This window comes from Aquaspirillum soli, from assembly GCF_054781915.1.
This window is the reverse complement of record NZ_BAAGTM010000012.1, coordinates 1-23,700: the sequence shown is the minus strand read 5'-3', so window position 1 is coordinate 23,700 and position 23,700 is coordinate 1. Positions and strand designations below refer to the sequence as shown.

The following is a 23,700-nucleotide window of genomic DNA, read 5'->3' as shown; positions in this document are numbered from 1 at the left end:
GGCTCTGGCGTAGGAACAGGCGCCGGAGTGGGTTCTGGCGTAGGAACCGGTGTGGGTACAGGCACCGGAGTGGGTTCTGGCGTAGGAACTGGTGTTGGTACAGGTACCGGAGTGGGTTCTGGCGTAGGAACAGGCGTTGGTACAGGTACCGGAGTGGGTTCTGGCGTAGGAACCGGTGTGGGTACAGGTACCGGAGTGGGTTCTGGCGTAGGAACCGGTGTGGGTACAGGTACCGGAGTGGGTTCTGGCGTAGGAACCGGTGTGGGTACAGGTACCGGAGTGGGTTCTGGCGTAGGAACCGGTGTGGGTACAGGTACCGGAGTGGGTTCTGGCGTAGGAACTGGTGTGGGTACTGGCACCGGAGTCGGTTCTGGTATAGGGGCTGGTGCAGGCGGGTTGGTGTTGGGTAACCGTCCTAACTGCTCTGTAGTACGGCTTTCCTGTGTCGCACCGGTTAAGATAGATTGTGGCCCCCCGTCCTGCCCAAACTGGTCACCCGATCTAGGTGTATTTCCCTGATCGGGTTGGGGTGCCGGTGGTAAATCTGACGGAGGGTTGGTTGCGGGTGAACCACTGTCACCGCTACCACCACCGGAGCCACCACCACCGCCACTTACTCCCCCTTGATTATGACTGCTGCTTTGTTGATTGACGTTCGCTGGCACTGTTTGATCTGAATTCTCAAACAGACGAATAAACTGCGGTGCCAGTTGTGGCACACTCTTGGCATCAGGTACATACACCACATCCCCCGCTACCATCGGCAAACTGCCGCCCCCCGAGGTTAATTCAGCACGACCTGTCGTCACCAAGGCATAAGTACCCGGTGCCACATCTGGCAATTCAGGCAAACCTTCTGGTGGGACGTAAATCAAACCAATCACAGTGCCACGAATCCCCATCGTCGCCACTGGTGTGCTAAACGTCACATTAGCAGGCACTCGCTTACCCACCGCGCCGGTAATGGCACGCAAACTGCCTTTTAATAAAGTGGAAGCTTGCTTTTCCGTGTTGGGGTTGTTGGGATTTTCTTTATAGTCATCAATGCGGTATTCCGTCCCGGGTCGTAACGCCACCAAAGTACCATCAGTAAATTTCACTTGTGCCGAGCCAGCTGCACCCGTCCGCACCAACTCTTTCGTAAACAGTTGTGCACCACGTGCAGCAGGACGTTCTTTATTTTTAACGTCAATAATTTTGACTTCGCCATGCACAAACAACAGATTTGCCGCAGGATCATTAGCGGCAAGGGCCATACCACTTGAGAGTGCCAGCAACAAACAACCAGACAATAAACGTAAGCTATGACCCGAACGGCCACGCAGAGGAACCAAGGAAAGGGCAAGGGCGGTATTCATCAGGTAATCTCTTTACATCAAAAGAAGAAGGTGCTGGACAACTGCATCAAGTTTTGACGATAGGTATAAAAATCGAGGTTAGAGGTTTGGTGGCGACTTTGGCCACGCAGCGCCCAATGCCAAGTGGGTGTGGCATACCATGTCCAGTTCGCACCATATTCAAAGACGGTATCGCGGCGAGAAATATCACTTCGGCTTTTGTTATAGAGCGTGCCAGCAAGATAATCACGGTCGTGTCGGACATCGGCAACGTGAAAATCCAAACCGAAACGGTGTTGTTGGGTCAATTGATGTTCAAAACTGACATTGGCACGAACGCGGAATGTGTCACCGTTAATCCGTTTTGCATCAGCCAATTCTTTTTCTGTTTCTAGGTTGGCTTCCCACACCGTGCCACTGTTGGGGCGATAACGAACCCCCAACATCCCCCACGGTGCACGATAGCTATTGACGCTTTCTTCAAAATCAAAATCACGCACGCCTACTTCGCTGTACCATGACCACTTATCATCTAGCCCTTGCTGCCAGCGAACCGCCAAGCCCTGATGCGTCCGATAACTTTCACCATCCAACCATAATTGACTCGCTTCAACGGCAAAACGCAAACTGCGTTCAGCGGAAAACTCCGCGTTATATTCACCCCGCACTTGTACGATATCCATATCGTATTGCTTGGCAAATTCGTCTTGGTTACGCCGTGCCAACGCCGACACACTGGCGGACATCCAATCACCATTGTTCAGCGGAAATTTTTGCCAATAGGCAAAACGGGCATTGGCAAAGTTGCTACCACTTGGGGCAAGCGGAATCGGCAAGTTAAAGACTGGAAGCAGTAAAGTTGTGGCTGGATAGCTACTAACGTTGCTGTCATACCCGACGTCTAGCCCCACCATCACCACCCGTGTCTCAAACTTTTTCCCTTCTCGACGCTGGTCAATGATCTTGCGATACTGAGCCAAGGCTTCGCGAGCAGCCGGAGGCGGATTGAGCTTTTCAACTTGTTTAATTTCATGCTCAGCCAGCGAATCCATATTCTGTTGCAAATAAGCTGGGATCAACTCCATCCTTGCACCAGCATGGTTAGGGTTTTTATCAATCACCCGCTCTAATGCAAAAATTGCATTGGCGTAATCCGCATCGCGTAGATATGCCACACCTAACCAATAATCAAAATCAGGATCGCCGGCAAACTGAGCTTCTGCACTCTTTAAGCGGGAAATCGCTGATTTATACTCACCGCTCTTAATCTCTTCCATTGCCGAGTTTAAGCGTTCGTTTAGATTTTCTGCTGTGGCTATCGGTACATGGCTGAACAGTAACAGAGCGGCACAGAGGCAAGATAAACGGCTTCGCATAGCAATCGATTCCAAAAGAGAACAAGAAAGAGAGATTAAGCAGAGGTTTTATTCAGCATCATTTCCATCCCATGATGCAATAAGGTATAGCCATTTTCTGGGAAATAATCCTGTAGTTGTTGCGTGATTTCCTCAGTTTGTGAGGGCTTTAAATGAGAAATCCACAATGGGCAAGGATGCTGCATTTTTTCATGTAAATGAAATAATGATTTTGGCGTAATGTGTTTTGATAGATGCGCTAAATCGGCCAAGCGATCAGGAAAGGCACATTCAATCATTAAAGCATCCAAACGGCCTAACCCATTTAGGGTGTTGAGCAAATTGGTATTTGCCGTGGTATCACCTGTAAATGCAAACCGCACGCCATCCGCCTCCACCAACCACCCACAACATGGCACAACATGCTCAACCAAAAAGGGGGTTAACCTCAGTTCTTCGGCTGCTAAAGGATGAGGATACGTCACGGGATGCAGTTTCAATACCGGATGTTCGGCATTAGGCAGCACAGTAAAGTCGGGCCACACCGACCAATTAAAGATGTGCGTCTTTAAAACAGAAATGACTTCAGGTAAAGCAAACACTTCAATCGGTTTTTGCAAAAACTCATAACAGACATCAATCAATAATGGCAAAAATGCAATATGATCTAAATGTGCATGAGTTAAAAATACTCTTTGAATTTTTCTCAATTCTTCATTGGGCAAATTACCTAAACCACTTCCAGCATCGATTAGTGTATGGTCATTGATACGTAGGCAGGTGGTGTATAGTCCTTTCCCAATCCCTCCACTGGCGCCGAGTATTTCAATTTTCATCATTATTCCTGGTATTGTTTCTGCCACAACGCCTGTAAACCGGGTAAATTATTCAAATCCACCTCATCAATTTGTTCTGGTTGCAAATATTTCTCAGCGTAGTGTAAGTACACTTTCTCGCCGACAAACACAGCAAATAACTCTGGATCAAGATGTTGGTCTTCTACCATGCGGCCCATGATGGTCAATGCCATCGACAGCGGCATCGGCTTTTTATAGGGTCGCTCATGGGCGGTCAGTGCTTCAAAGACATCCGCAATCCCCATAATGCGTGCAGGCACCGACATCTGTTCTCGGGTCAACCCACGGGGATAGCCTCGACCATCCATTCTTTCATGGTGACCACACGCATATTCCGGAACACGACGCAGATGTTTTGGGAAGGGGAGCTGTTCGAGCATACTGATCGTCATCACCATATGCCCTTCCATGATTTTTCTTTCCTCAGCATTCAATGTCCCTTTGCGAATACTGAGATTCATCAATTCATCTTCGGTCAATGCGGTCAGACAATCACCCGCCATATTGACCCAAGAACGCGCAGCAATTTCTTGAAGACGGGCTAAATCTTCGTCACGCATAAACTCACCGCCCTTGTTGCTGCGTTGCAAGAAAGCAAAATCAGCGGCCAACTGCGCCAGCTCATGTTGTAACGGTGCGTCCTCAGGCAAAGCCAAGCCCTGTTGTGCCGCCGTGACACAGCGTTGCAAATGTGCGATGTGTAAATCACGGCGTAAAATCTCAATACGCAATGCCACCATATCAATACGATCGATAAACGCTTCTAATTTGGTGGATTTTTCCATCACGTGATGAGGCGTGGTGACTTTGCCACAATCATGTAACCAAGCAGCAGTCGTCAGTTCGTAACGATCGGCTTCCTGTAGCGAAAAATCAGCCAACCCGGGCAAATCAGACTGGCTGGCGGCTTCGGCAAGCATCAGTGTTGCTTCGGGGACACGGCGGCAATGGGCACCGGTGTGCGGTGATTTTGCGTCAATCGCACTGGCAATCACCTGCACAAAGCTATCAAACAAATTGCGTAACTCAGCAATTAAGCGTTGATTCGTCAGCGCAATGGCAGCTTGCGAAGCCAAGGATTCAGCAATCTCTTGGTCGGTGTTATCAAAAGCAATCGCTTTACCGGTCTCATCCAATTTGTTAATCAGCTGCAAGACGGCCATCGTCTCACCCTCATGATTACGCAGTGGAATGGCTAAAAAAGAGCACGAACGGTAGCCAGTACGCTGGTCGAATGCCTTGGTTCCAGCAAAATCAAAACCCTGTTCGGTATAGGCATCGCGCACATTCACCGTTTTATCATGCAGTACCGCATACGCCACCACCATCTTTTCATTCGGCGTGCCATCGGCTTGATACAGTGGTAACACCGGAAAACGATTCCCCACCGGTTCGCCGGTACCGCCCAAATGGATATTCAAGCTATCGTTCTGCACAATAGCAAAGTGCAAAGCTTTGGCCTCAGGTTCGTACAGATAAAACGTCCCTGCATCTGCCCCCGTTAAATCGCGAGCACTGTTTAAGATCATTTCTAGTAAACGGGCTTGATCGCGCTCTGCCGATAGCGCAATACCAATCGCGTTCAAACGCCGAATGCGCTCAATATCGCGCACAGAAGAGGTCACCTCAGTCATACCTAGCTTTCTCAATATCGGGATAGCAAGCGGATACCGTCCCATCTCTAACAGAGGTGAGCCAATTCCATGCCAAATTGTACGTATTTCTGTTCGAGAATCAGTATTTTTTTAACTTAACGTCTTAGAGAAATGTTTTGTCATTAAAATTTAACCGTAATGACTATGAAGGGTTTTAGCAGTCTGTTTTTAGCATCATTCACCTTTTTATTGATTAAGATAAAAATTTTGCTGCTTTTTTTGTGATATTATTGATATTTTTAATTTTCATAGAATAGAGTTTCATCAGCTATGCAAAATATCCGGATAGGACTTCGTCTGAGTTTTGCCTTTGGCATTATGATTTTCTTCGTGGTGGTCATGTTGTTGGTGCAACTGACTGGCGTTTCTGCCCTGCGTAATCACCTGAACAGTGTGGCAAAAGACCAAAATCGCATGGTCGAAGCCGTGACTGCGCTGACCTATAATTTACAGATGCAGCGCACTTTGTATCGTGACACGGTGATGTATCCCGATGTGGCAACGAAACAAAAAGCCGTTGAAAAAATGCGTCATACGCGGGCCGAGTACGACAAGATTCTGCAAAGCATCACTGAACATTGGCAAAGCTATCCCCCTGGCCCCGAAGAAAAACAGCTATTAGAAAAAGCTGCGGCACAGCGCGTGATATCTGAACCTGTCATCGACAAAATGATGCGGTTTGGGGTGGCTGGGGATGTTGAGGCGGCGATTCGAGTGATGAATGAAGAGCTTATCCCTGCGGTACGCCCTTGGCGAGAAAGCCTTGAGGCTCTGATTAAAGCAGAACAAAACCGTATTGAAAATGAATTGGCTGCAGCAGAAGCCACCTATTACAGCGCCCTGTATTGGGGAATAGGTACAGGCTCGTTGCTGTTGATTTTGGCTGTGGTCGCTGGCAGCTTGATCACACGCAGCATCACCCAACCAATGAAAAATATGGTGCATTCAGTGAAAGCCGTGGCACAAGGTGATTTAACAGTAACCTTGCCAACTGCAGGCCGCGATGAAACGGGTCAAGTCGTTTCCGCCATGCAAGAAATGACACATCATCTTTGTAGCAGTGTTCGTAGCGTGCAAGGGGGCGTTGACCAACTAGAACAGTTGGCCAGCTGTCTCTCTGATATGGCTAACCAGCTGTTGCAATCGGCGCGTGACCAATCGCGGGCATCAACTGAATCGGCCTCGGCGATTGAAGAATTGTCAGTCAGTGTTGGCACTGTCGCCGGCACCAGTCAACAAATGTATTACAGTGCCGAACAAGCGGTTGAAGTGGCGCGTGAAGGTAAACAGCAACTGAGTTTACTGACGCAAGAAGTCAACAGTATTGAACACATCGTGCAGCATATCGCTGGCTTGGTGCATGGCTTCCTTGAGATGAGCAACCAAATCACCAGCATGACCAGCGAAGTGCGCGACATTGCCGATCAAACCAATCTCTTAGCATTAAATGCAGCAATTGAAGCCGCACGAGCCGGTGAGCAAGGGCGCGGTTTTGCCGTGGTGGCGGATGAAGTGCGTAAACTTGCTGAAAAATCGGCAGAATCGGCCAATCAAATTGATCGCGTCACTCGCATGTTGAGTCAGCAATCACAATCGTTGGAAGACTCAATTCAACAAGGTCTCACCACCTTAGACAACAGCCGTCAGGTGGCAGCAGGGGTCAACCAAGGGATTGAGCATACCGAACACACTACCGTTGTAAGCTGCCAACAAGCGGCGAGCATTGCCGATTCGGTCAAAGAACAACAAGCCGCCAGCCATGCCTTGGCACAAAATATGGAAGCGGTGGCTGCGGCAGCAGGGCACAATGCCGTGGTGGCGGAACAGCTTTCTGCCCAAGTGCAAACCCTATTGCAATTGGCTCATGTCTTAACACAAGGTATCCGGCACTTTCGGGTATGAGGCATAATGACTCACCCCGCTTGAAACAAGTGGGTTCGATTTACTCAAACAGGACACATTCATGGCCATTACAGTCAACGGTGTTGAAATCACCGACGCGATGATCGCTGCGGAAACAGAAAACCACGGCTACGCCCCCAACCCGCGCGAAGCGGCAATCCAACAACTGATTCTGCATCAACTGTTATTGCAACAAGCGCGTGCCAAAGGCTTGACCCAAGAAGAAGAAAACTTGGCCATTGCAAGCTTGCTCGACCAAGAATTGCAATTTACCCCATTGGATGAAGCCGCATGTTTGGCTTTCTATGAAGGCAACTCGCACCACTTCCAACAAGGTGAAAGCGCTGTCGCCAGCCATATTTTGTTCGCTCGCCAAAATGGTGACGAACTGGCCGACTCGTTACAAAAAGCCAAAGCCGAGGGCATCTTGGCCGAAGCCCAAACAAACCCAGCCCGTTTTGCCGATTTAGCACGCGAACATTCGGCATGTCCTTCCGGTAAAGAAGGCGGTAGTTTGGGTCAGTTTGGCCGTGGTCAAATGGTACCACCGTTTGAAGAAGCGGTTTTCAGCACCGATGCAGGCGAAATCGCTCCATACTTGGTAGAAACCCAGTTTGGTTGGCATATTGTGCAAGTCAATGATCGTCAAACCGGCGGTTTAGTCCCGTTTGAAGCGGTGAAAGAAGAACTGCGTCAACACCTCAATGAGGCCGCAGGTCGTCAAGCCATGCACCAATACCTCAGCGGTTTGGTACAAGCCGCAACCATTGAAGGCTATCAAATGCCAGCCTAAGCCTTAGGCCAAGTCCACTGCTGTTCTAGTTGCCGTAGTTAAATACCAGATGAGCAGCAGTGGCACACATAATCACACCAATCAAACTGTCTAATACGCGCCAGCTCATCGGTTTAGCAAACAACGGCCCCAAACGACTGGCAAACGCACCTAACAAAATAAACCACAGGCTTGACGCAGTAATACAGCCCAGCCAATACGACCACCGCGCCGCATCGTCAAATCGCGCCGACACACTGCCCATCAAAATGACGGTATCCAAATAGACATAGGGATTGAGCAAGGTAAAGGCCAACGCCGCCAATACAGCTTGTCTTAATGTCGCTGCCGTAGCGGTTTGTGTGGTATCAAATTGTGGTGGCCGCCATGCGGCTTTAAAAGCACGCAAACCATACGCCAGTAAAAAAGCGGCTCCACCCCATGTGGCAATCGAGATAAATGCCGGCCAATTTGCAATCCATTGCCCCAACCCTGCCACACCCAGCGAAATCAACGCGATATCACATAAGACACAGACTGTCACGATAGCCAACGTTTGTTGTCGGGCAATCCCTTGTTTAAGCACAAAAGCATTCTGTGGGCCAATGCCAACAATTAAGCCAGCAGCAACAGAAAAACCAGATAAATAGACAGGAAGCTGTAACATAGACTCGGCCATTTAGCAGAAAAAAAGAGAAAGCTATGGTCGATAATGCCATTGAGCCAAATACTATGCTAGTCATTTACTTTTTTAACAGCATAGATCACTGTTTTTCTGTCATTCGCTATAGAACCATTGGTATGGCGCTTAGAGCAAAAATTCCCTTCTTAGGTCACGGTTTTTGTTTACCATCTGTCTTTTCTTGTATTGGCATCGTAAGGATAGTTTGTGTCAACTTTGCACCCCCACACGCTGGCCATTCGCGCTGGCCGACAAATCAGCGAATTTAATGAACATAGTCCCGCGCTCTATCTCACTTCGAGCTTTCTCACCGAGTCGGCTGACGAGGCAATGCGTCTATTCAGTGGTGAATTAAGTGGTAACACCTATTCTCGTTTTACCAACCCCACTGTCAGCATGTTCCAAGAACGCCTAGCCGCGTTGGAAGGCGGCGAACGGGCGATTGCAACAGCCAGCGGCATGGCAGCCATTCATGCCCTGATTTTTTCCTTATTAAAAGCAGGCGATCATATCGTGGCTTCTCAAAGCCTATTTGGTGCCACGCTGCAGATGTTCAGCAATTTATTGCCGAAATTTGGTATTGAAGTCAGTTTTGTGCCGTTAACCGATTTGTCCGCTTGGCAAGCAGCCATCAAAGACAATACCAAGCTATTTTTTGTTGAAACCCCTTCTAACCCCCTGACAGAAATTGCCGATTTAGCGGGTTTAGCCGCCATTGCCCATCAGCATGGCGCATGGTTAGCAGTCGATAATTGTTTCTGCTCACCAGCACTGCAACGTCCGATTGAACATGGCGCTGATTTTGTCGTGCATTCCGCCACCAAATTCCTTGATGGTCATGGCCGTGTGTTGGGCGGCGCGGTAGTGGGGCCCGATGCCCTGATTGAACAAATCTACCTTTATGTGCGAACCGCTGGCCCTACGCTATCGGCCTTTAATGCTTGGGTATTGTTATCAGGCTTAGAAACCTTATTTGTGCGAGTGGAAAAACAAGCGGCGAATGCCCTTGCCCTTGCCCAATGGTTAGAAACCCATCCGATGATTAGCCGTGTTTACTACCCCGGCCTTGCCAGCCACCCACAACATGAACTGGCCATGCGACAACAAAGCGCTGGCGGTGCCATCGTGTCGTTTGAAGTTAAAGGGGGACGTGATGCGGCATGGCGAGTGGTGGATAATGTTAGTCTCATCTCACGGACGGGCAATTTGGGTGATGTGAAGTCAACCATCACCCACCCAGCCACCACCACCCACGGCCGTTTAACCCCCGAAGCCCGTGCAAAGGCAGGGATTGGTGAAGGATTGTTGCGTATCTCAGTGGGATTGGAACACGTCAACGATCTCATCCAAGATTTAACGCACAGCCTAGCAACGGAGGCGTAATGCGGCGGCGGCTAAGAATTATCGCCAATGGCAAAGCAGCCAGCGACCCAGCGCTACGTGAAGCCGTTTACAGCCTGCGCCATACAGGTGTCGAACTCGAAATGCGCGTAACGTGGGAAGGGGGCGATGCGGTACGTTTTGCCGGTGAGGCGGTGCGCGAGGGCGTAGATACGGTGATTGCTGCCGGTGGCGATGGCACGATTAACGAAGTGGTCACGGGTATGTTAGTCGCACCGGTCGAACGGTTGCCATCGCTGGGTATTTTACCGATGGGCACCGCTAATGATTTTGCTACCGCCTGCGGCTTGCCATTAGACATCTTACCCGCCCTGCAACTGGTTTGTACCCTGCCGCCCACTTGGATTGATGTCGGCCAAGTCGGTGGCCGTTTTTTTATCAATATGGCGACCGGCGGTTTTGGCACGCAAATTACAGTCGATACACCCGCCGAAAGCAAACGTGCCCTTGGTGGCTTAGCCTATTTACTCACCGGTTTATCTCGTTTTAGCGGCATTGCGGCTGAAACAGGGCATTTTAATGGCCCAGGATTTCATTGGGATGGTGATTTTTTGGTATTGGCAGTCGGTAATGGTCGGATGGCCGGTGGCGGTCATCCTTTATGTCCTGATGCCTGTCTTAATGATGGGCTATTAGATGTCCATATTTTGCCGAATGCCGATGCAGGCAGTGCTTTGTGGACGTCATTAGTCGATGGCGTCGAGGCAGTCGCCCGCGAAGTGTTTGTCTCAGTTCGTACCCCCACGCTAGAAGTCAGCGTCCCCGCTGGTTTAGCAATCAATTTAGATGGCGAACCACTACAGGGCAGCCATTTCCGCTTCGAGGTCAGGCGTTCGGCATTAGCTGTCCATCTTCCTTTGGATTGTCCTATGCTATTGCGCTAAGTGACAGAACATTGTTGCAGAGCAATGGTGTTATCGAGGCTGCTGCGGTATGATTCGCCGATTCTGGGTTTACCAAATGTGGGCTGTTCTATTGAATCGCTCACGTATAAGGTAGGCACTGGCACTTCGGCAAATTTCATAGAACCTCCGCAAGGAAACCCGCGATTTCAATCGCGGGAGGAATTGCGGGTGCGCCAAGCGCACCCTGTGGTAAAATCGAGCCACTTGCATTCAAGTCGCTGTGCATGGCTCCCAATCCAATGGTGCGCACCGGAGTTTTCGGTGGCCGGCATCCCAGGTTACCGCAAAGCGGTGGGAGTACAGGATCTGTAGCCGTTCTCCACCGAGGCGCTAATATCGGTGGATTGGCAAGACTGCCGTCTCGCCAAGGGCTGCTGTAAACCAGCCTAATGTCGGGGATAGGCATTGTCTCGTCCTACGATAAAGCCTGCGACTTCAGTCGCGGGTTGTTTACTGCCTCTATCACTTCACCAATGGCGACTTGTCTTTGCGGAGCAGCAAATTGACAGTCGAGCCATCCTCTCGTGACCGAGAGACGTTTTTCGGGGAAAAGGATGAAAACCACATTTCTCGATTTTGAGCAGCCCATTGCAGAGCTGGAAAACAAGATCGAAGAACTGCGCTTTGTGCAAGATGACTCAGTGCTCGATATTTCTGAAGAAATTGCTCGGTTACAGAAGAAAAGCCAAGAGCTGACTAAAACAGTCTACGCCAAACTGTCACCCTGGCAAATTTCACAAGTGGCACGCCACCCACAGCGGCCCTATAGCCTAGACTATATCAATAGTATCTTTAGCGATTTCCAAGAATTACACGGCGACCGTGCCTTTGCTGACGATCCAGCGATTGTCGGCGGTTTGGCACGTTTTAATGGCCAATCGGTGGTGGTAATCGGTCATCAAAAAGGCCGCGATACCAAAGAGAAAATTCTGCGTAACTTTGGTATGCCACGACCAGAAGGCTATCGTAAAGCCTTGCGCCTGATGCGTTTAGCCGAAAAATTTGGCCTGCCGATTATCACTTTTATCGATACCCCGGGTGCTTATCCTGGCATTGGTGCTGAAGAACGCGGTCAGTCTGAAGCCATTGGCCGCAATTTGTACGAAATGACCCGCTTACGCGTACCCATTTTGTGTACTGTGATTGGCGAAGGGGGCTCGGGCGGTGCCTTGGCGATTGCGGTCGGCGATCAAATCAATATGCTGCAATACTCGATTTATTCGGTGATTTCTCCCGAAGGCTGCGCCTCGATTTTGTGGAAAAGTGCGGAAAAAGCTTCCGAAGCCGCCGAAACGCTCGGCATTACCGCCAGTCGCCTGAAGACTTTGGGTTTGATCGATAAGGTGATTCCAGAACCTGTCGGTGGCGCGCATCGTGATACCCATCAAATGATGCAACAGATGAAACGCACCATCGCAGAAAGCCTGCGCCAGCTGCAAGGGCAAAGTATCGATCAGATGTTAGATGCCCGTTTTGAACGTCTGATGGCCTATGGTCGTTTCAAAGAAGCCGATACTGTTTGATTGGCCTATTGGCCTAGCTGCCTGTTCAATCGAGGCTGCCCTCAGTGGTGGCCTCGATTCCGTTGTGCTATTGCATCGCCTCGTTGCCCTGCGACAACAGGGCGCCCCCCTGACCCTAAGTGCACTGCACGTCCATCACGGTTTACAAGCGGTGGCCGATCAATGGGTCGATTTTTGTCAACAACTGTGTGCCAGATGGCAAGTGCCATTGCGAGTTGAGTATGTCCGAGTCTCAGCGCAAGGCAATGGTTTGGAAGCCGCTGCCCGCCATGCCCGTTACGCTGCCTTTGCGACAAGCCCCGCCCAGATTATTGCCCTCGCCCACCATGCCAACGATCAAGCAGAAACTGTCTTACTCCATGCGCTACGCGGGGGAGGCAGTGCGGCGCTGGCGGCCATGCCGACTTGGCGGCCTTTACACAAACCGAGTGGGCAACCCTATCACGGGCAACAGCCCACTACCTTCAGTGAAGCACCGTATTTGTGGCGCCCGCTTTTGTCTTACAGCCGTGCCCAATTAGCCGATTACGCTCAACAGCATCAGTTGACATGGCAAGAAGACCCCAGCAACCAACAACTGCATTGGCGCCGCAATGTCGTGCGGCACCAACTCTTGCCAGCCATTGAACCATTCTGGCCACAGGCACTGACCCAGTTACAACAAACAGCACAACAAGCAGCACGAGAACATCAACTGTTAGACGAATACAGTCAAGCCGATTTACAGCACTGCGGCGCAACTGCCACCACATTACCATTACACCACTGGCAACACCTGTCGCCGTTACGACAACAGGCGGTGTTAATTGCCTTTTTACGGCAGTGCAGCACAACGCTGCCATCAACGGATGCCATTGCCCAGTTTTGCCATGATTGCCAACATGCCCCCCCCTCGGCACAACCCACCTTGCGCTTTGGCCGTTGGCAACTGTTTCGCTATCGACAACAGCTCTATGTCTGGCAACCCCCGACAACAATCTTCCCAACGCACACCCTTACCCCCCCCGAGAGTATCGAATTGGGCTATGGTCGGCTGTCTTGGCACAGTCAACTTGGCCGAGGTATTGCCGCTGCGGTAGCAGCCAAGGGTCTAACGCTGCGGCCACGCCAAGCAGGGGAATCCATCACCATTGCCGGCATTGGCCGCCGGCCATTGAAAAAACTGTTTCAGGAAGCCGGTGTGCCCTTGGCATGGCGTGATGTATGGCCGGTGTTAAGTCAGGGACAAGACATTGTAGCTCTCCCCGGTCTTGCAATTGCCGCACCTTATCAGGCTGGGGCAGAAGAGATTGGCCATTGGCCACAGTGGGACATGACCCCAGCGGACAGCGTATAAACGGCCCATCGCTGGGTGAGGCAGGTATAATGCTCGCCTACTTTTGTTCTTCTCTTTTTTTGCAGGGTTACCCATGCTTGATATTCAACTGTTACGTCAAGACATCGCAGCGGTGGCACAGCGTTTAGCTGGCCGTGGCTATCATCTCGAAACCGAACAATTCACTCAACTCGAAGCCGAACGCAAAACGCTGCAAGTGCGGATGCAAGAGCTACAAGCCAAGCGCAATAGCGTGTCTAAACAAATTGGCATCGCGAAAAAGAACGGGCAAGATGTCGCGCCAATTATGGCCGAAGTCGCTAGCTTGGGCGATGAACTGAAAGCTGCCGAAACCGCGTTCGAGCAGGTGCAACAACAACAAGAACAATGGTTGTTAACATTGCCTAATCTGCCACATGAGTCGGTGCCAGTGGGGAAAGATGAAAACGACAATGTCGTGGTACGGACAGTGGGCACACCGCGTGCATTTGACTTTGACGTCAAAGACCATGTCGATGTCGGTGCTGCCTTAGGCTTGGATTTCGACACTGGGGCAAAACTGTCTGGCGCACGCTTTACTGTGTTGCGCGGCCAAATCGCCAGCTTACACCGTGCTTTGGCGCAGTTTATGTTGGATACCCACACCCGCCAACATGGCTACACCGAACACTACACGCCTTATATTGTGAACAGCGATGTGCTGTATGGCACCGGTCAACTGCCTAAATTCGCTGATGATATGTTTAAAGTCAGCAAGGGCGGTGATGAAAGCGGTCACGAGCAATACCTGATCTCCACGTCGGAAATCACGCTCACCAATACCGTACGCGATAGCATCGTCAAGGCAGAACAATTGCCGATCAAGATGACGGCTCATTCGCCTTGCTTCCGTTCCGAGGCAGGGAGTTATGGCCGCGATACCCGTGGCATGATCCGTCAACACCAATTCGACAAAGTTGAAATGGTACAAATCGCCCATCCAGACCACTCTTATGCTGCCTTAGAAGAGATGGTTGGCCACGCCGAAGCGATTTTACAGGCGTTGGCATTGCCCTATCGGGTCATCACCCTGTGTACCGGCGATATGGGCTTCAGCGCGGCAAAAACCTACGATCTTGAAGTCTGGTTGCCGGCACAAAACACCTATCGTGAAATTTCCAGCTGCTCCAACTGTGAAGATTTCCAAGCCCGTCGGATGCTGACCCGTTTCAAAGATGAACAAGGCAAAAACCGCCTAGTCCATACCTTAAACGGCTCTGGCTTGGCAGTGGGCCGGACATTGGTGGCAGTATTAGAAAACTATCAAAATGCAGATGGTTCGGTCACCGTGCCAGCAGTGCTGCGGCCTTATTTAGGTGGCGTGGAAACCTTACGCGCCTAATAGAGTCGGGGTTTCTAGACGCTGTTAAGAAACCCCTCTCTGCTTGCACAGGAAAGCGCCATGTTTATCATCTGGATTGGTTGGCTGTATGTCGTGTTGATGCTGGCAGCGGCCCAAAACTCGATCATCCGCAGCGGTTTGGTTTTAGTCCTACTCGGTGTCCTGCCCAGTTTACTTTTACTGTTTATTGTTCGCCGCCGGCAACAGATGAAGACCGCCGGCTTGATTGAACCGCGCCGTAAAAAGAAAAAAGACCCGTTTGCCGACACAGAAAACAGCGACTAAGCGAGGGCACCGAGAAATGCCCCTCGTTTATGCTGGTTGTTTTTCTGTTAGGTGGCTTGCAATCACGGTCTGATTGCGGCCATTACGTTTTGCCTGATACAAGGCAACATCGGCCTGTTCAAATACTTGGGTGATGGTGCTGCCATCGTGTGGATAATGCGCCACCCCCAACGACAACGTCACTGGCCGCTGACAGGGATTGGGCATACGGGCCATTTTCTCGCGCAAGCGTTCGGCTACTTCATAAGCAGTATGAATCGGGCATTCGGGCAGCAATATCACAAATTCTTCGCCACCGTTGCGACAGACAATATCCTGTTCCCGCACAACGCTACGCATCACTTGTGCTAATAGCGACAACACCTCATCACCCACTTGATGACCAAATTCATCATTCACCCGCTTAAAGTGGTCGATATCGACTGCTAACACACAAAAATCGGTTTCGTGTTGAAGATAGTCTTCCAAAATTACATCCAAACCACGACGATTCACCAAACCGGTGAGAGGATCGGTAATCGCATCGCGTTTCAAATGGCGCAGGGTGCGGTGTACCGCCGTGAATCCTTCTTCCAAAGATTGTTTGAGTTGTCGCGCCTCAAAATACCACGAACCAATACGCTGAAAATCATGGCGATGTTCGTGACGATCGAGTTCTTTTGCAATGTGCGCCAGCTTAGAGAGTGGCCGCGCAATCGCACGCGACAACCACCACAGCGATAACAACGACAACAGCAGTAGTGGCAAGGTATGGATCATTAAACTTAGCATCAGATCGTCTAATGGTGCCAACGCTTCGCTCATAGGCCGCTGTGAAACAATACCCCAGCCGGTTTCGGGCACAATCGCAAAACCCGCCAACATACTTTGGCCTAGGGTATTGATAACCGGCTCTGCCCCTTGTTGCCCTTGCATCAGTTTTGCCACTACCGGATTACGCGCCACATTGTCACCAATCCGTTTACGGTGTTGGTGATAAATAATATTGCCTTGGTGATCGACAACATAGAGATAGGAACCATCACGGTAGAAATGCTCACCCAAAATACGATTAAGGGTGTTTGGTTCTTCGAGATAAATCGTCCCGCCGACATAACCCAGATATTGCCCTGCTTTATTGATCATCGGCACCGAGAGCATCATCACCAAGCGGCCAGTATCAGCCCGATAGGGTTGACTGACTAAAGGACGGCGTTTTTGCAACGCCTCCTGCGCGCCGCTGGATTGCAAGGTGGTATATAAAACACGGGTAAGCTGCGGCGAGGTGGCTAATACTTTGCCGGTGTGATCAACCACCAACACAGCATCGAATGATGAAATTTGTTCGCGCAGGCGGCTGGCTTCTTGGGCAAGGAATGCTGGGTTGGCAAGATGATTGACCAATAAACCGGCGCTGAATGTCAGTTGTTGGTGGGTGTCTTGAATAAACACGCTGACCGTGTTGGACAGCTTATTAGCATAAACCCGATTTGTTTCGAGGGTGTTGGTAATCAGGGTTTCTTTTTGCAGGTGATAGCTGGCATAAAAGGCATTTAACAACGCAAGCACGGTAGATAAAAATGCCAACAATAAAATCAGTCGCCGTAGGCTCAACCATTGACCACAATGCCAAGCAGCCAATTGCTCTGTCATGCGTGAAGCCAAAGAAGTCGCCATTACCCACTTAGTGATTAGATGAAAAAGAGTTTAATTATAGCAATTTATCAAAATTGACACAATCGATTTATCTAGTATTGATAGGGAAACTAGCCGTATTGCATGTCGGCGGCGTAGGGTAAAACGGGGCAAACATTACTCGTACGGTGCCGTCACCCCGAAGGGGCAACGCACCGTAAACCCACACTCCTCAGCCACATAGTGGGCACAAGAACAGTGCCCACGCGACCAGCTTACCGAGGTAATACCCCTCGTTGATAAGCAAAGAATCACACCAAAAAACCAGATCTTGGTATCTGGAAAAACTTTATCAATACAAAGTCATTAAATAGAAGTGCTTGGCTAAGTATGTGTGTATCTACAATGTTGACACTACGTTAGTAGGTGCTAAAGTATCTATATTGTAGATACGCTAAAGGGGAATTGATGATGCAATCGCAAATTAATAAATGGGGTAATAGTGCCGCAGTGCGTATTCCTGCCAATATGTTAGCCAGCATGGGGCTTGAGGTGAATAGTCAGGTCACGATTGAAGTTTGTGATGGAAAAATCGTGATTGAGCCGATTAGAGCGCAGCAAAAGCGGCTTAAGTTGCCATTCTCTGAAGAGGCTTTGTTGAAAGATTTGAATGCCTATACCGCTCATGCCGACGAGATGGCAGCTCCGAATAAAACGGAGCTCGGTGACCAATGAGTCAAACCTATATTCCAGAACGCAATGATATTATTTGGTTAGATTTCGAGCCAACTAAAGGTCAAGAAATTGGCAAATATCGACCCGCTTTAGTTCTATCGTCTAAAACTTATCATCAACAAACAGGGTTGCTCATTTGTTGTCCTATCAGCACCAGCATTCGTGGTGGTGCAACGGAAGTTGCAGTCAATAATTTAGACCAACCCTCTGTGGTGGCAGCCAGTTTAATACAAACTTTGTCATGGAAAGAACGTAAAGCGAAAATGATCACTTGCGCGGAACAAGGGGTTTTGGAGCAAGTATTACTGCGTATTATCCCTCTGATAGGCGCCGATAAAGTGATAGAGCAACTGCTAGATTGACTTCCTCTCTGTCCTAAAAAAGGGGATTTCTGCTGCCAGATGGCAAAATCCCGCCGCGAGAATTTTTTCTGCGTTGATGTCTTAGTCGGGTATGACGCCTCAGCACAAGCAGGTTTCCGTAGCCGTCACCCCGAAGGGGCAACGCACCACAAACCCTCATCAATCAAACATATAGTGGACATAAAAAAACTGCCCACGCTACTAGCGACCATATCAATCGATGCTGTTATTGATACAGCTATTGGAATAAAAGGGACAATATGCAACAAGTCGGGATTTATGAACAGCTTATAACGCAGCTTATCGAAAGTCGAATTGACCGAGAACGATTCTATGTAGGCGAACGTGAACTTAATAGCAGTGAAGCATCCATCTGGCTATCACGTTTCTTATCACACATAATTGAGTATGCGATTGAGTCTGTCCCCTCTAGTGATGATCGTCTGCAACAGCAAATTGCTTTATCCAATCAATTGTTACTATGGCTAAAAACACAAATTCAAGATAACGATTTTATCGAAGATAATTTGCTTGCCAGCCAAGGTAAAATTCTGACCGCGCTCTATGAGCTCAAAAATCCTGTCTCAGCAGATTTGAAAAATTATATTAACGACATTTTTCCGTTAACCGGACTAAGTCAAAGTGAACTGTTTTGTGGCAGTAATGCAGGATTGTCACTTGAATCTGAATTAAAAAGAGAGATTTTGTCTGCGGATAAAATCTACTGGTTAGTGTCATTTATTAAGTGGGCAGGTATACGGATCTTTCGTAAAGAACTTGAGGAATTTACTGCCAGCGGCCGTGAGTTAAAAATTATCACCACCTCATATATGGGTGCAACCGACGCGAAAGCAGTTGAGTATCTGGCAAGTTTACCCAATACCGAAGTGAAGCTAAGTTACAACACCGAGCGGGAACGTTTACATGCAAAGAGCTATCTATTTTTACGCAACACTGGCTATCACACTGGTTATATCGGATCGTCTAATCTTTCCCATTCAGCGTTAACCAATGGCTTAGAGTGGAATTTGAAAATTACTTCACAAGAAATCCCACACATTATCAATAAATCATTGAGCACCTTTGAAACCTATTGGGCTTCTAATGATTTTGAACACTTTAGTGGCGATGCAACAAGCAGTGAAAAACTCAAAAAAGCTTTGAGCCAGCAGCGCGGAGATTTTGAGGCTAGCCCAACGCATTTCTTTGATATTTCACCGTTTCCGCACCAAAGTGACATCTTGGAACAGTTGGCTGTTGAGCGCAGTGTTCACCAACGATTTCGCAATTTAGTCGTTGCGGCAACCGGCACCGGAAAAACCCTAATTTCAGCCTTTGATTTTGCACGTTTTATCAAAGAGAAACCGCAAGCAAATTTCTTATTTGTTGCACACCGAGAAGAAATTTTAAAACAAGCAAGAGCAGCTTATCGTGGTGTATTGCGTAATGGCACTTTTGGTGAACTCTGGGTTGGTGGGCATACGCCAGAGCATTATCGGCAGTTGTTTGTTTCCATCCAAACACTGAACAATCAGTTGGATCAGCTTAACCTAACTGCTGACTATTATGACTACATTGTCATTGATGAAGTGCATCATATTGCAGCTTCAAGTTATCGTGCAGTGCTAGAGCATTTTTCCCCAACTATATTACTCGGCCTTACTGCCACGCCAGAGCGCCATGATGGCGGTGATATTCTGGCGGACTTTGGTGGTGTGATTGCGGCAGAGATCCGTTTGCCAGAAGCCATTAATCGTCGTCACCTTTGCCCATTTCAGTATTTTGGTATCGATGATGATACCGACCTTCGGACCATTCCTTGGAGTCGTGGACGCTATGATATTACTCAACTCACCAACCTTTATACTCACAACCAAGTTCGTTTTAATAAAATCTTATTCAGTATGCAGGAAATCCTAACAGATATTAGCAAAACAAAAGCGCTAGCTTTTTGTGTGAGTAAAGAGCATGCCCATTACATGACACAACAACTCTTGTTAAAAGGCATTAAAGCAGATGTGCTGACCAGTGATAACAGCCACGAGCGGCAACAAAAGCAGCAAGCTATTCGTTCTGGCAGCATTAACGTGCTTTGCGTGGTCGATATCTTCAATGAAGGTGTCGATATTCCCGAAGTCGATACCTTATTGTTTTTACGACCTACAGAAAGTTTGACCATTTTCTTGCAACAGCTTGGCCGAGGTTTGCGTTTAGCTGAGGGTAAAGAATGTTGCACCGTGCTGGATTTTGTTGGTAACTCACGCCCTGAATATGATTTTGCCAATAAATTTAGAGCATTAGTGGGGAAAAATCATCAAGCGATCAGTGATGAAATAAAGCAAGGATTTCCGCACGCACCACTGGGTTGTCGAATAGAACTCAGTAAGCGTACTCAAGAAATGGTGCTCAGCAATATTCGCCAAGCTACGTTAACTTTAAAGCGTTTAGTTGCGATGATCCGCCAATATCCTCAGCATTCCACACTGCCGTTAACATTGTCGAATTTCTTAACCTTAAATCCTCATATCGACTTGAATGAACTTTATAAGCGAGGGAGTTGGTCACAGTTGGTTCAGCAAGCCAAAGATGAAATCAACGAAAATTCAGCTCATGAAGAACTGCTGAAAATGCTTAGAAAGGCCATCTATAACCGAATTTTAACCTGCGATGACCATGTCTATTTGAGTTTCTTAAAACTACTTTGCCAAAATAACTTTGTTGTTAAAAATGCTAGTCATCGTTATGCCTTGATGTGTCATTACGATTTTTGGCAGAAAACGGGGCCTGAATGTGGATTCGATTCCATCGAACAGAGCTTAGCGAAACTAAATGCGTGCGACTTAAAAGCAGAACTATTGGACGTTGTTAACTGGCAACTCGCACATACCAAGCATGAGCAAGCAAGAATGCAGGATTTGCCTGAGGTTTCACTAAGACTGCATGCCCGTTATGCGCGTGAACAAATATTGGTGGCATTTGGTGCGATAACATTTGAGTACCAGCCGCCAGCACGAGAAGGCGTTTTTGTGCCTAAAGATCAGAATTTTGAACTGATGTTTGTCACTTTAGACAAAAATGAAAAGCAATTTTCGCCAACCACCATGTATCACGATTACGCGATTAACGAACGTCTTTTCCATTGGCAATCACAAAATAGCGCTCGGCCAGATAAGGGTCGTGGTTTGGAGTACATTCAACATCAAAGAATGGGTAAGCGTCTGTTTTTATTTGTGCGTGAACAAACTGAAGATGAATATGGGCGCACGATGGGTTTTGTTAATTATGGTGAAGTGGAGTATGTGTCGCATAAAGGCTCACAACCAATGAGCATTACTTGGCAGTTAAAAGAACCTATGCCGCACTTTATGTGGCAACAGGCTGCTAAGTTGGCTGTGGGATAATCTTCATGATGGATTTAGTCATTGACATATTTCACCTTCTTTAGCACTTTAGTTTGGTAGAAAAAACCGAGCAAGACGCGGCGACTAATCAGCAACGCGGACATTTTCCACTCATGTGGTTGGCCAATTTCGCGGTATTAAGGGAGCGCTTTGAGCAAGGTTTAAAATTAATTTGTGCCGCACCTCATAGCCGTTTACAACCCACAGAGGCCAATATTAAAGCTGCCAAGCTAAAAGGTCGCTTACCACATAAATTAGCCGAGCAGGTAAAGCAAGACTTTGCGAATGGACAGCACGATAAACGTTACGCAGTCGAAAAAAATCAACTGAGCGTTGATACACCAGAAAACCGTTTTATCAAAATGGCGGTGAGTAAAAGCAAACGGCAATTGGCAGAGTTTGAACAAAAGCTCAGGCAAAGTAACCAAGCGCCAGAACGCCAACGGTTATCTGATTCCTTTTTAAATGAGTTACATAGTTGGCAACAACCACTGCAAAAAGTATTAAGCCAAAGTTTTCTGAAAGAGGTTGGCACTTACACAGGTCTTAGCCGTGAGTCGTTAGTGCTACAGCAAAAAACGGGTTATAGCGCGGTGTATCGTGTTTGGCAGGAACTGAAATTTTATTTAGATGTGTTTAGCAATCAGTCGAGCATTTCAATGAAGTCGGTAGCTGAGATTTATGAAGTGTGGTGCTTTTTGTGTTTGAAACAGATTTTAGAGCACGATCTCGGCTTTGAATTAGTGGAAAACAGCGCAACGAAGCTTACCCAAAATGACTTTTTTGAATACCAATTAAAAGATGGTTTTGCCGGTGCCTTTCTCTTTAAACGTAGCGACGGCGTGACAGCGAGGCTGGCACACGAGCCTAAATTTACCAAAAAAGGGCAATCCATCCGCTCGTATTTGGTTAACCAAGAACCGGATATTGTTTTAGAAGTAACACTGCCTAAAAGCGTAAGCTCAGCATCAGGCCCTTCAGAAGAAAAGCAGTTTATTTGGCTGTTTGATGCCAAATACCGCATTAAGACTGATAAAAGCCGCTTTGATGATGGTAGTGAGGATATTGAGAGCACTGATTACGTACCAGACGATGCCATTAACCAAATGCACCGTTATCGTGATGCACTGATACGTTTGTCAGAGCCTCACTTAACTGAATCGCCATCAAGTTCAAACGCTGGCCAACGCGTCAAGAAAAGTCGCCCTGTCTTTGGTGCCTTTGCCTTATATCCAGGCTTTTTTGATCAAGCCACAAAGCAAAATCCATACGCAGCCGCAATAGAAGAAGTGGGTATTGGCGCATTCGCCCTGTTGCCCAGTCAAAACGGGCCTAGCCAGACTGAGTACAGTTATTCTGGTCACCAGTGGTTGTTAGAATTCTTACAAGCCCAAATCGGAACAGCACCGAATACACAAACAGGACAAGGCAATGAGGTGACGTATCCTGTGGCCAGCATGGCGGAAAGGCTTTACGTACAAGAAGCTGCACGCATACCGTGTGATGGCATGCGCCAAGTCCTGTACCCTGATTTAACCATCACATTGGCATTAGGGGGGCAACGTGGCCGCAATCATGCTTACTTTGAAAGATTTGAACAAGGGACAGCGCAGTGGTATCACCTGCGACAAAGCACGTTTTTACAAAAATTCGAACAACATATTGCTGAGGAAATTCGCTATTTAGCATTGGCATCTACCTCAGATACCCAAAGTTCAACTAAGCAAATTGACAAACTTTGGCCAGTTAAACGGGTGACGGTGTTACCACGCTACGCCATTACTGAAGAGCAAGCGGGTAAGAAATCAGACTCTGCTGATTTGTATTATTTATTTCAGCTAGGCAAGCCGTTATTGCTGCAAACACCGGTAACCAACGTGCCACATCGGCCAATGAAAAACTCGATGAAACTCACAACCTTAACTCGCCTAGAGAGCGTGACTAAATTTGCCGAAGTTGAAAAAGTATACGAAGAGGCAATCGTGTAAAGCAGGCTAAACACCGCTCGTACGGTGCCGTCACCCCGAAGGGGCGACGCACCATAAATCCTCATCAATTAAACATATAGTGGGCAAAAGAACAGTGCCCACGCTACCGGACTTGCGCCCCAGTGCTCCAGCCATAATCCCTTCCTTCTGAGCCGCAGGCGAAAGGATTTGGCTGGGGGTGAAGGGGCGTGCCGCCCAACGGGCGGCTAGTGCGGTGCTTCCTGTTGCTC

20 protein-coding genes are annotated in these 23,700 nt (G+C 48.5%); 12 read left to right on the top strand and 8 right to left on the bottom strand.

The features are described from left to right. From ACYVJG_RS10350 to ACYVJG_RS10335, 4 genes are all read right to left on the bottom strand, one after another. Window positions 1–1,358, bottom strand: a 1,358-nt coding sequence (locus tag ACYVJG_RS10350) for a FecR family protein (protein ID WP_460430983.1), incomplete at its 3' end; no start/stop codon positions are given. 17 nt (window positions 1,359–1,375) lie between these two features. Next, complete coding sequence (locus ACYVJG_RS10345) at window positions 1,376–2,713, bottom strand: tetratricopeptide repeat protein (protein WP_460430982.1); 1,338 nt, start codon at window positions 2,711–2,713, stop codon at window positions 1,376–1,378. A gap of 35 nt (window positions 2,714–2,748) precedes the next feature. After that, entirely contained in the window at window positions 2,749–3,528 is a 780-nt protein-coding gene (locus tag ACYVJG_RS10340; protein WP_460430981.1) for a 3',5'-cyclic-nucleotide phosphodiesterase, read from the bottom strand. A gap of 2 nt (window positions 3,529–3,530) precedes the next feature. After that, window positions 3,531–5,183: a GAF and HD-GYP domain-containing protein gene (locus ACYVJG_RS10335; RefSeq protein ID WP_460430980.1), complete on the bottom strand. Its 1,653-nt coding sequence runs from the start codon at window positions 5,181–5,183 to the stop codon at window positions 3,531–3,533. 291 nt (window positions 5,184–5,474) lie between these two features. On the opposite strand from ACYVJG_RS10335, the gene ACYVJG_RS10330 reads away from it, so the two are divergent. Together ACYVJG_RS10330 and ACYVJG_RS10325 are read left to right on the top strand one after the other, a co-directional pair. Next, a complete protein-coding gene (locus ACYVJG_RS10330) occupies window positions 5,475–7,106 on the top strand; it encodes a methyl-accepting chemotaxis protein (RefSeq protein WP_460430979.1) in 1,632 nt (543 codons plus the stop codon). Between the two features lie 61 nt (window positions 7,107–7,167). Continuing rightward, window positions 7,168–7,899, top strand: coding sequence for a peptidylprolyl isomerase (locus ACYVJG_RS10325; RefSeq protein WP_460430978.1), 732 nt, complete (start codon window positions 7,168–7,170; stop codon window positions 7,897–7,899). 25 nt (window positions 7,900–7,924) lie between these two features. Here the strand turns inward: ACYVJG_RS10325 and ACYVJG_RS10320 are convergent, their stop codons facing one another. After that, on the bottom strand, window positions 7,925–8,545 hold the full coding sequence (locus ACYVJG_RS10320; protein ID WP_027405308.1) for a LysE/ArgO family amino acid transporter: 621 nt from the start codon (window positions 8,543–8,545) through the stop codon (window positions 7,925–7,927). Window positions 8,546–8,767: 222 nt separating this feature from the next. Here ACYVJG_RS10320 and ACYVJG_RS10315 point away from each other — a divergent pair, with 222 nt between their 5' ends. Continuing rightward, window positions 8,768–9,943, top strand: coding sequence for an O-succinylhomoserine sulfhydrylase (locus tag ACYVJG_RS10315; RefSeq protein ID WP_460430977.1), 1,176 nt, complete (start codon window positions 8,768–8,770; stop codon window positions 9,941–9,943). After that, window positions 9,943–10,845 (top strand): lipid kinase YegS, encoded by a 903-nt coding sequence (gene yegS, locus ACYVJG_RS10310; RefSeq protein ID WP_460430976.1) that lies wholly within the window; start codon window positions 9,943–9,945, stop codon window positions 10,843–10,845. The genes ACYVJG_RS10315 and yegS overlap by 1 nt, the downstream gene beginning before the upstream one ends. Here the strand turns inward: yegS and ACYVJG_RS10305 are convergent. Next, window positions 10,842–10,985 carry a hypothetical protein gene (locus ACYVJG_RS10305; RefSeq protein WP_460430975.1) on the bottom strand — a complete coding sequence of 48 codons (144 nt, stop codon included), beginning with the start codon at window positions 10,983–10,985 and terminating at the stop codon, window positions 10,842–10,844. The two genes, yegS and ACYVJG_RS10305, sit on opposite strands and share 4 nt — an antisense overlap. A 435-nt stretch (window positions 10,986–11,420) precedes the next feature. Between ACYVJG_RS10305 and ACYVJG_RS10300 the strand changes: the two genes are divergently transcribed. The 4 genes from ACYVJG_RS10300 (at window position 11,421) to ACYVJG_RS10285 (ending at window position 15,370) form a co-directional block, all read left to right on the top strand. Beyond that, window positions 11,421–12,389 (top strand): acetyl-CoA carboxylase carboxyltransferase subunit alpha, encoded by a 969-nt coding sequence (locus ACYVJG_RS10300; RefSeq protein WP_460430974.1) that lies wholly within the window; start codon window positions 11,421–11,423, stop codon window positions 12,387–12,389. Continuing rightward, window positions 12,358–13,725, top strand: a complete 1,368-nt coding sequence (tilS, locus tag ACYVJG_RS10295; protein WP_460430973.1) for a tRNA lysidine(34) synthetase TilS — start codon at window positions 12,358–12,360, stop codon at window positions 13,723–13,725. Before ACYVJG_RS10300 ends, tilS begins: the two co-directional genes overlap by 32 nt. 73 nt (window positions 13,726–13,798) lie before the next feature. Further along, window positions 13,799–15,085, top strand: a complete 1,287-nt coding sequence (serS, locus tag ACYVJG_RS10290) for a serine--tRNA ligase (RefSeq protein WP_460430972.1) — start codon at window positions 13,799–13,801, stop codon at window positions 15,083–15,085. Between the two features lie 60 nt (window positions 15,086–15,145). Then, complete coding sequence (locus ACYVJG_RS10285; protein WP_460430971.1) at window positions 15,146–15,370, top strand: hypothetical protein; 225 nt, start codon at window positions 15,146–15,148, stop codon at window positions 15,368–15,370. A gap of 27 nt (window positions 15,371–15,397) precedes the next feature. Here the strand turns inward: ACYVJG_RS10285 and ACYVJG_RS10280 are convergent, their stop codons facing one another. Next, window positions 15,398–17,026, bottom strand: a complete 1,629-nt coding sequence (locus tag ACYVJG_RS10280) for a sensor domain-containing diguanylate cyclase (protein WP_460430970.1) — start codon at window positions 17,024–17,026, stop codon at window positions 15,398–15,400. Window positions 17,027–17,452: 426 nt separating this feature from the next. On the opposite strand from ACYVJG_RS10280, the gene ACYVJG_RS10275 reads away from it, so the two are divergent. From ACYVJG_RS10275 to ACYVJG_RS10260, 4 genes are all read left to right on the top strand, one after another. Beyond that, window positions 17,453–17,719, top strand: a complete 267-nt coding sequence (locus ACYVJG_RS10275; RefSeq protein WP_460430969.1) for an AbrB/MazE/SpoVT family DNA-binding domain-containing protein — start codon at window positions 17,453–17,455, stop codon at window positions 17,717–17,719. Continuing rightward, a complete protein-coding gene (locus ACYVJG_RS10270; protein WP_022654353.1) occupies window positions 17,716–18,081 on the top strand; it encodes a type II toxin-antitoxin system PemK/MazF family toxin in 366 nt (121 codons plus the stop codon). The genes ACYVJG_RS10275 and ACYVJG_RS10270 overlap by 4 nt, the downstream gene beginning before the upstream one ends. Before the next feature lie 260 nt (window positions 18,082–18,341). Beyond that, entirely contained in the window at window positions 18,342–21,482 is a 3,141-nt protein-coding gene (locus tag ACYVJG_RS10265) for a DUF3427 domain-containing protein (RefSeq protein WP_460430968.1), read from the top strand. A 53-nt stretch (window positions 21,483–21,535) separates the two neighbouring features. Further along, window positions 21,536–23,470 carry a DUF2357 domain-containing protein gene (locus ACYVJG_RS10260; protein ID WP_460430967.1) on the top strand — a complete coding sequence of 645 codons (1,935 nt, stop codon included), beginning with the start codon at window positions 21,536–21,538 and terminating at the stop codon, window positions 23,468–23,470. A gap of 30 nt (window positions 23,471–23,500) precedes the next feature. Here the strand turns inward: ACYVJG_RS10260 and ACYVJG_RS10255 are convergent. Next, the coding region (locus ACYVJG_RS10255; RefSeq protein ID WP_460430966.1) for a hypothetical protein at window positions 23,501–23,700 on the bottom strand (200 nt) is incomplete at its 5' end.

What these genes read in the sequence shown, in the direction of transcription:
- ACYVJG_RS10330 (WP_460430979.1), top strand. Translation starts at nt 5,475, where the DNA reads ATGCAAAATATCCGGATAGGACTTCGTCTGAGTTTTGCCTTTGGCATT.
- yegS (WP_460430976.1), top strand. Translation starts at nt 9,943, where the DNA reads ATGCGGCGGCGGCTAAGAATTATCGCCAATGGCAAAGCAGCCAGCGAC.
- ACYVJG_RS10275 (WP_460430969.1), top strand. Translation starts at nt 17,453, where the DNA reads ATGATGCAATCGCAAATTAATAAATGGGGTAATAGTGCCGCAGTGCGT.
- ACYVJG_RS10345 (WP_460430982.1), bottom strand. Translation starts at nt 2,713, where the DNA reads ATGCGAAGCCGTTTATCTTGCCTCTGTGCCGCTCTGTTACTGTTCAGC.
- ACYVJG_RS10265 (WP_460430968.1), top strand. Translation starts at nt 18,342, where the DNA reads ATGCAACAAGTCGGGATTTATGAACAGCTTATAACGCAGCTTATCGAA.
- ACYVJG_RS10340 (WP_460430981.1), bottom strand. Translation starts at nt 3,528, where the DNA reads ATGAAAATTGAAATACTCGGCGCCAGTGGAGGGATTGGGAAAGGACTA.
- ACYVJG_RS10300 (WP_460430974.1), top strand. Translation starts at nt 11,421, where the DNA reads ATGAAAACCACATTTCTCGATTTTGAGCAGCCCATTGCAGAGCTGGAA.
- ACYVJG_RS10280 (WP_460430970.1), bottom strand. Translation starts at nt 17,026, where the DNA reads ATGGCGACTTCTTTGGCTTCACGCATGACAGAGCAATTGGCTGCTTGG.
- ACYVJG_RS10335 (WP_460430980.1), bottom strand. Translation starts at nt 5,183, where the DNA reads ATGACTGAGGTGACCTCTTCTGTGCGCGATATTGAGCGCATTCGGCGT.
- ACYVJG_RS10270 (WP_022654353.1), top strand. Translation starts at nt 17,716, where the DNA reads ATGAGTCAAACCTATATTCCAGAACGCAATGATATTATTTGGTTAGAT.
- ACYVJG_RS10320 (WP_027405308.1), bottom strand. Translation starts at nt 8,545, where the DNA reads ATGTTACAGCTTCCTGTCTATTTATCTGGTTTTTCTGTTGCTGCTGGC.
- ACYVJG_RS10325 (WP_460430978.1), top strand. Translation starts at nt 7,168, where the DNA reads ATGGCCATTACAGTCAACGGTGTTGAAATCACCGACGCGATGATCGCT.
- serS (WP_460430972.1), top strand. Translation starts at nt 13,799, where the DNA reads ATGCTTGATATTCAACTGTTACGTCAAGACATCGCAGCGGTGGCACAG.
- ACYVJG_RS10285 (WP_460430971.1), top strand. Translation starts at nt 15,146, where the DNA reads ATGTTTATCATCTGGATTGGTTGGCTGTATGTCGTGTTGATGCTGGCA.
- tilS (WP_460430973.1), top strand. Translation starts at nt 12,358, where the DNA reads ATGGTCGTTTCAAAGAAGCCGATACTGTTTGATTGGCCTATTGGCCTA.
- ACYVJG_RS10305 (WP_460430975.1), bottom strand. Translation starts at nt 10,985, where the DNA reads ATGAAATTTGCCGAAGTGCCAGTGCCTACCTTATACGTGAGCGATTCA.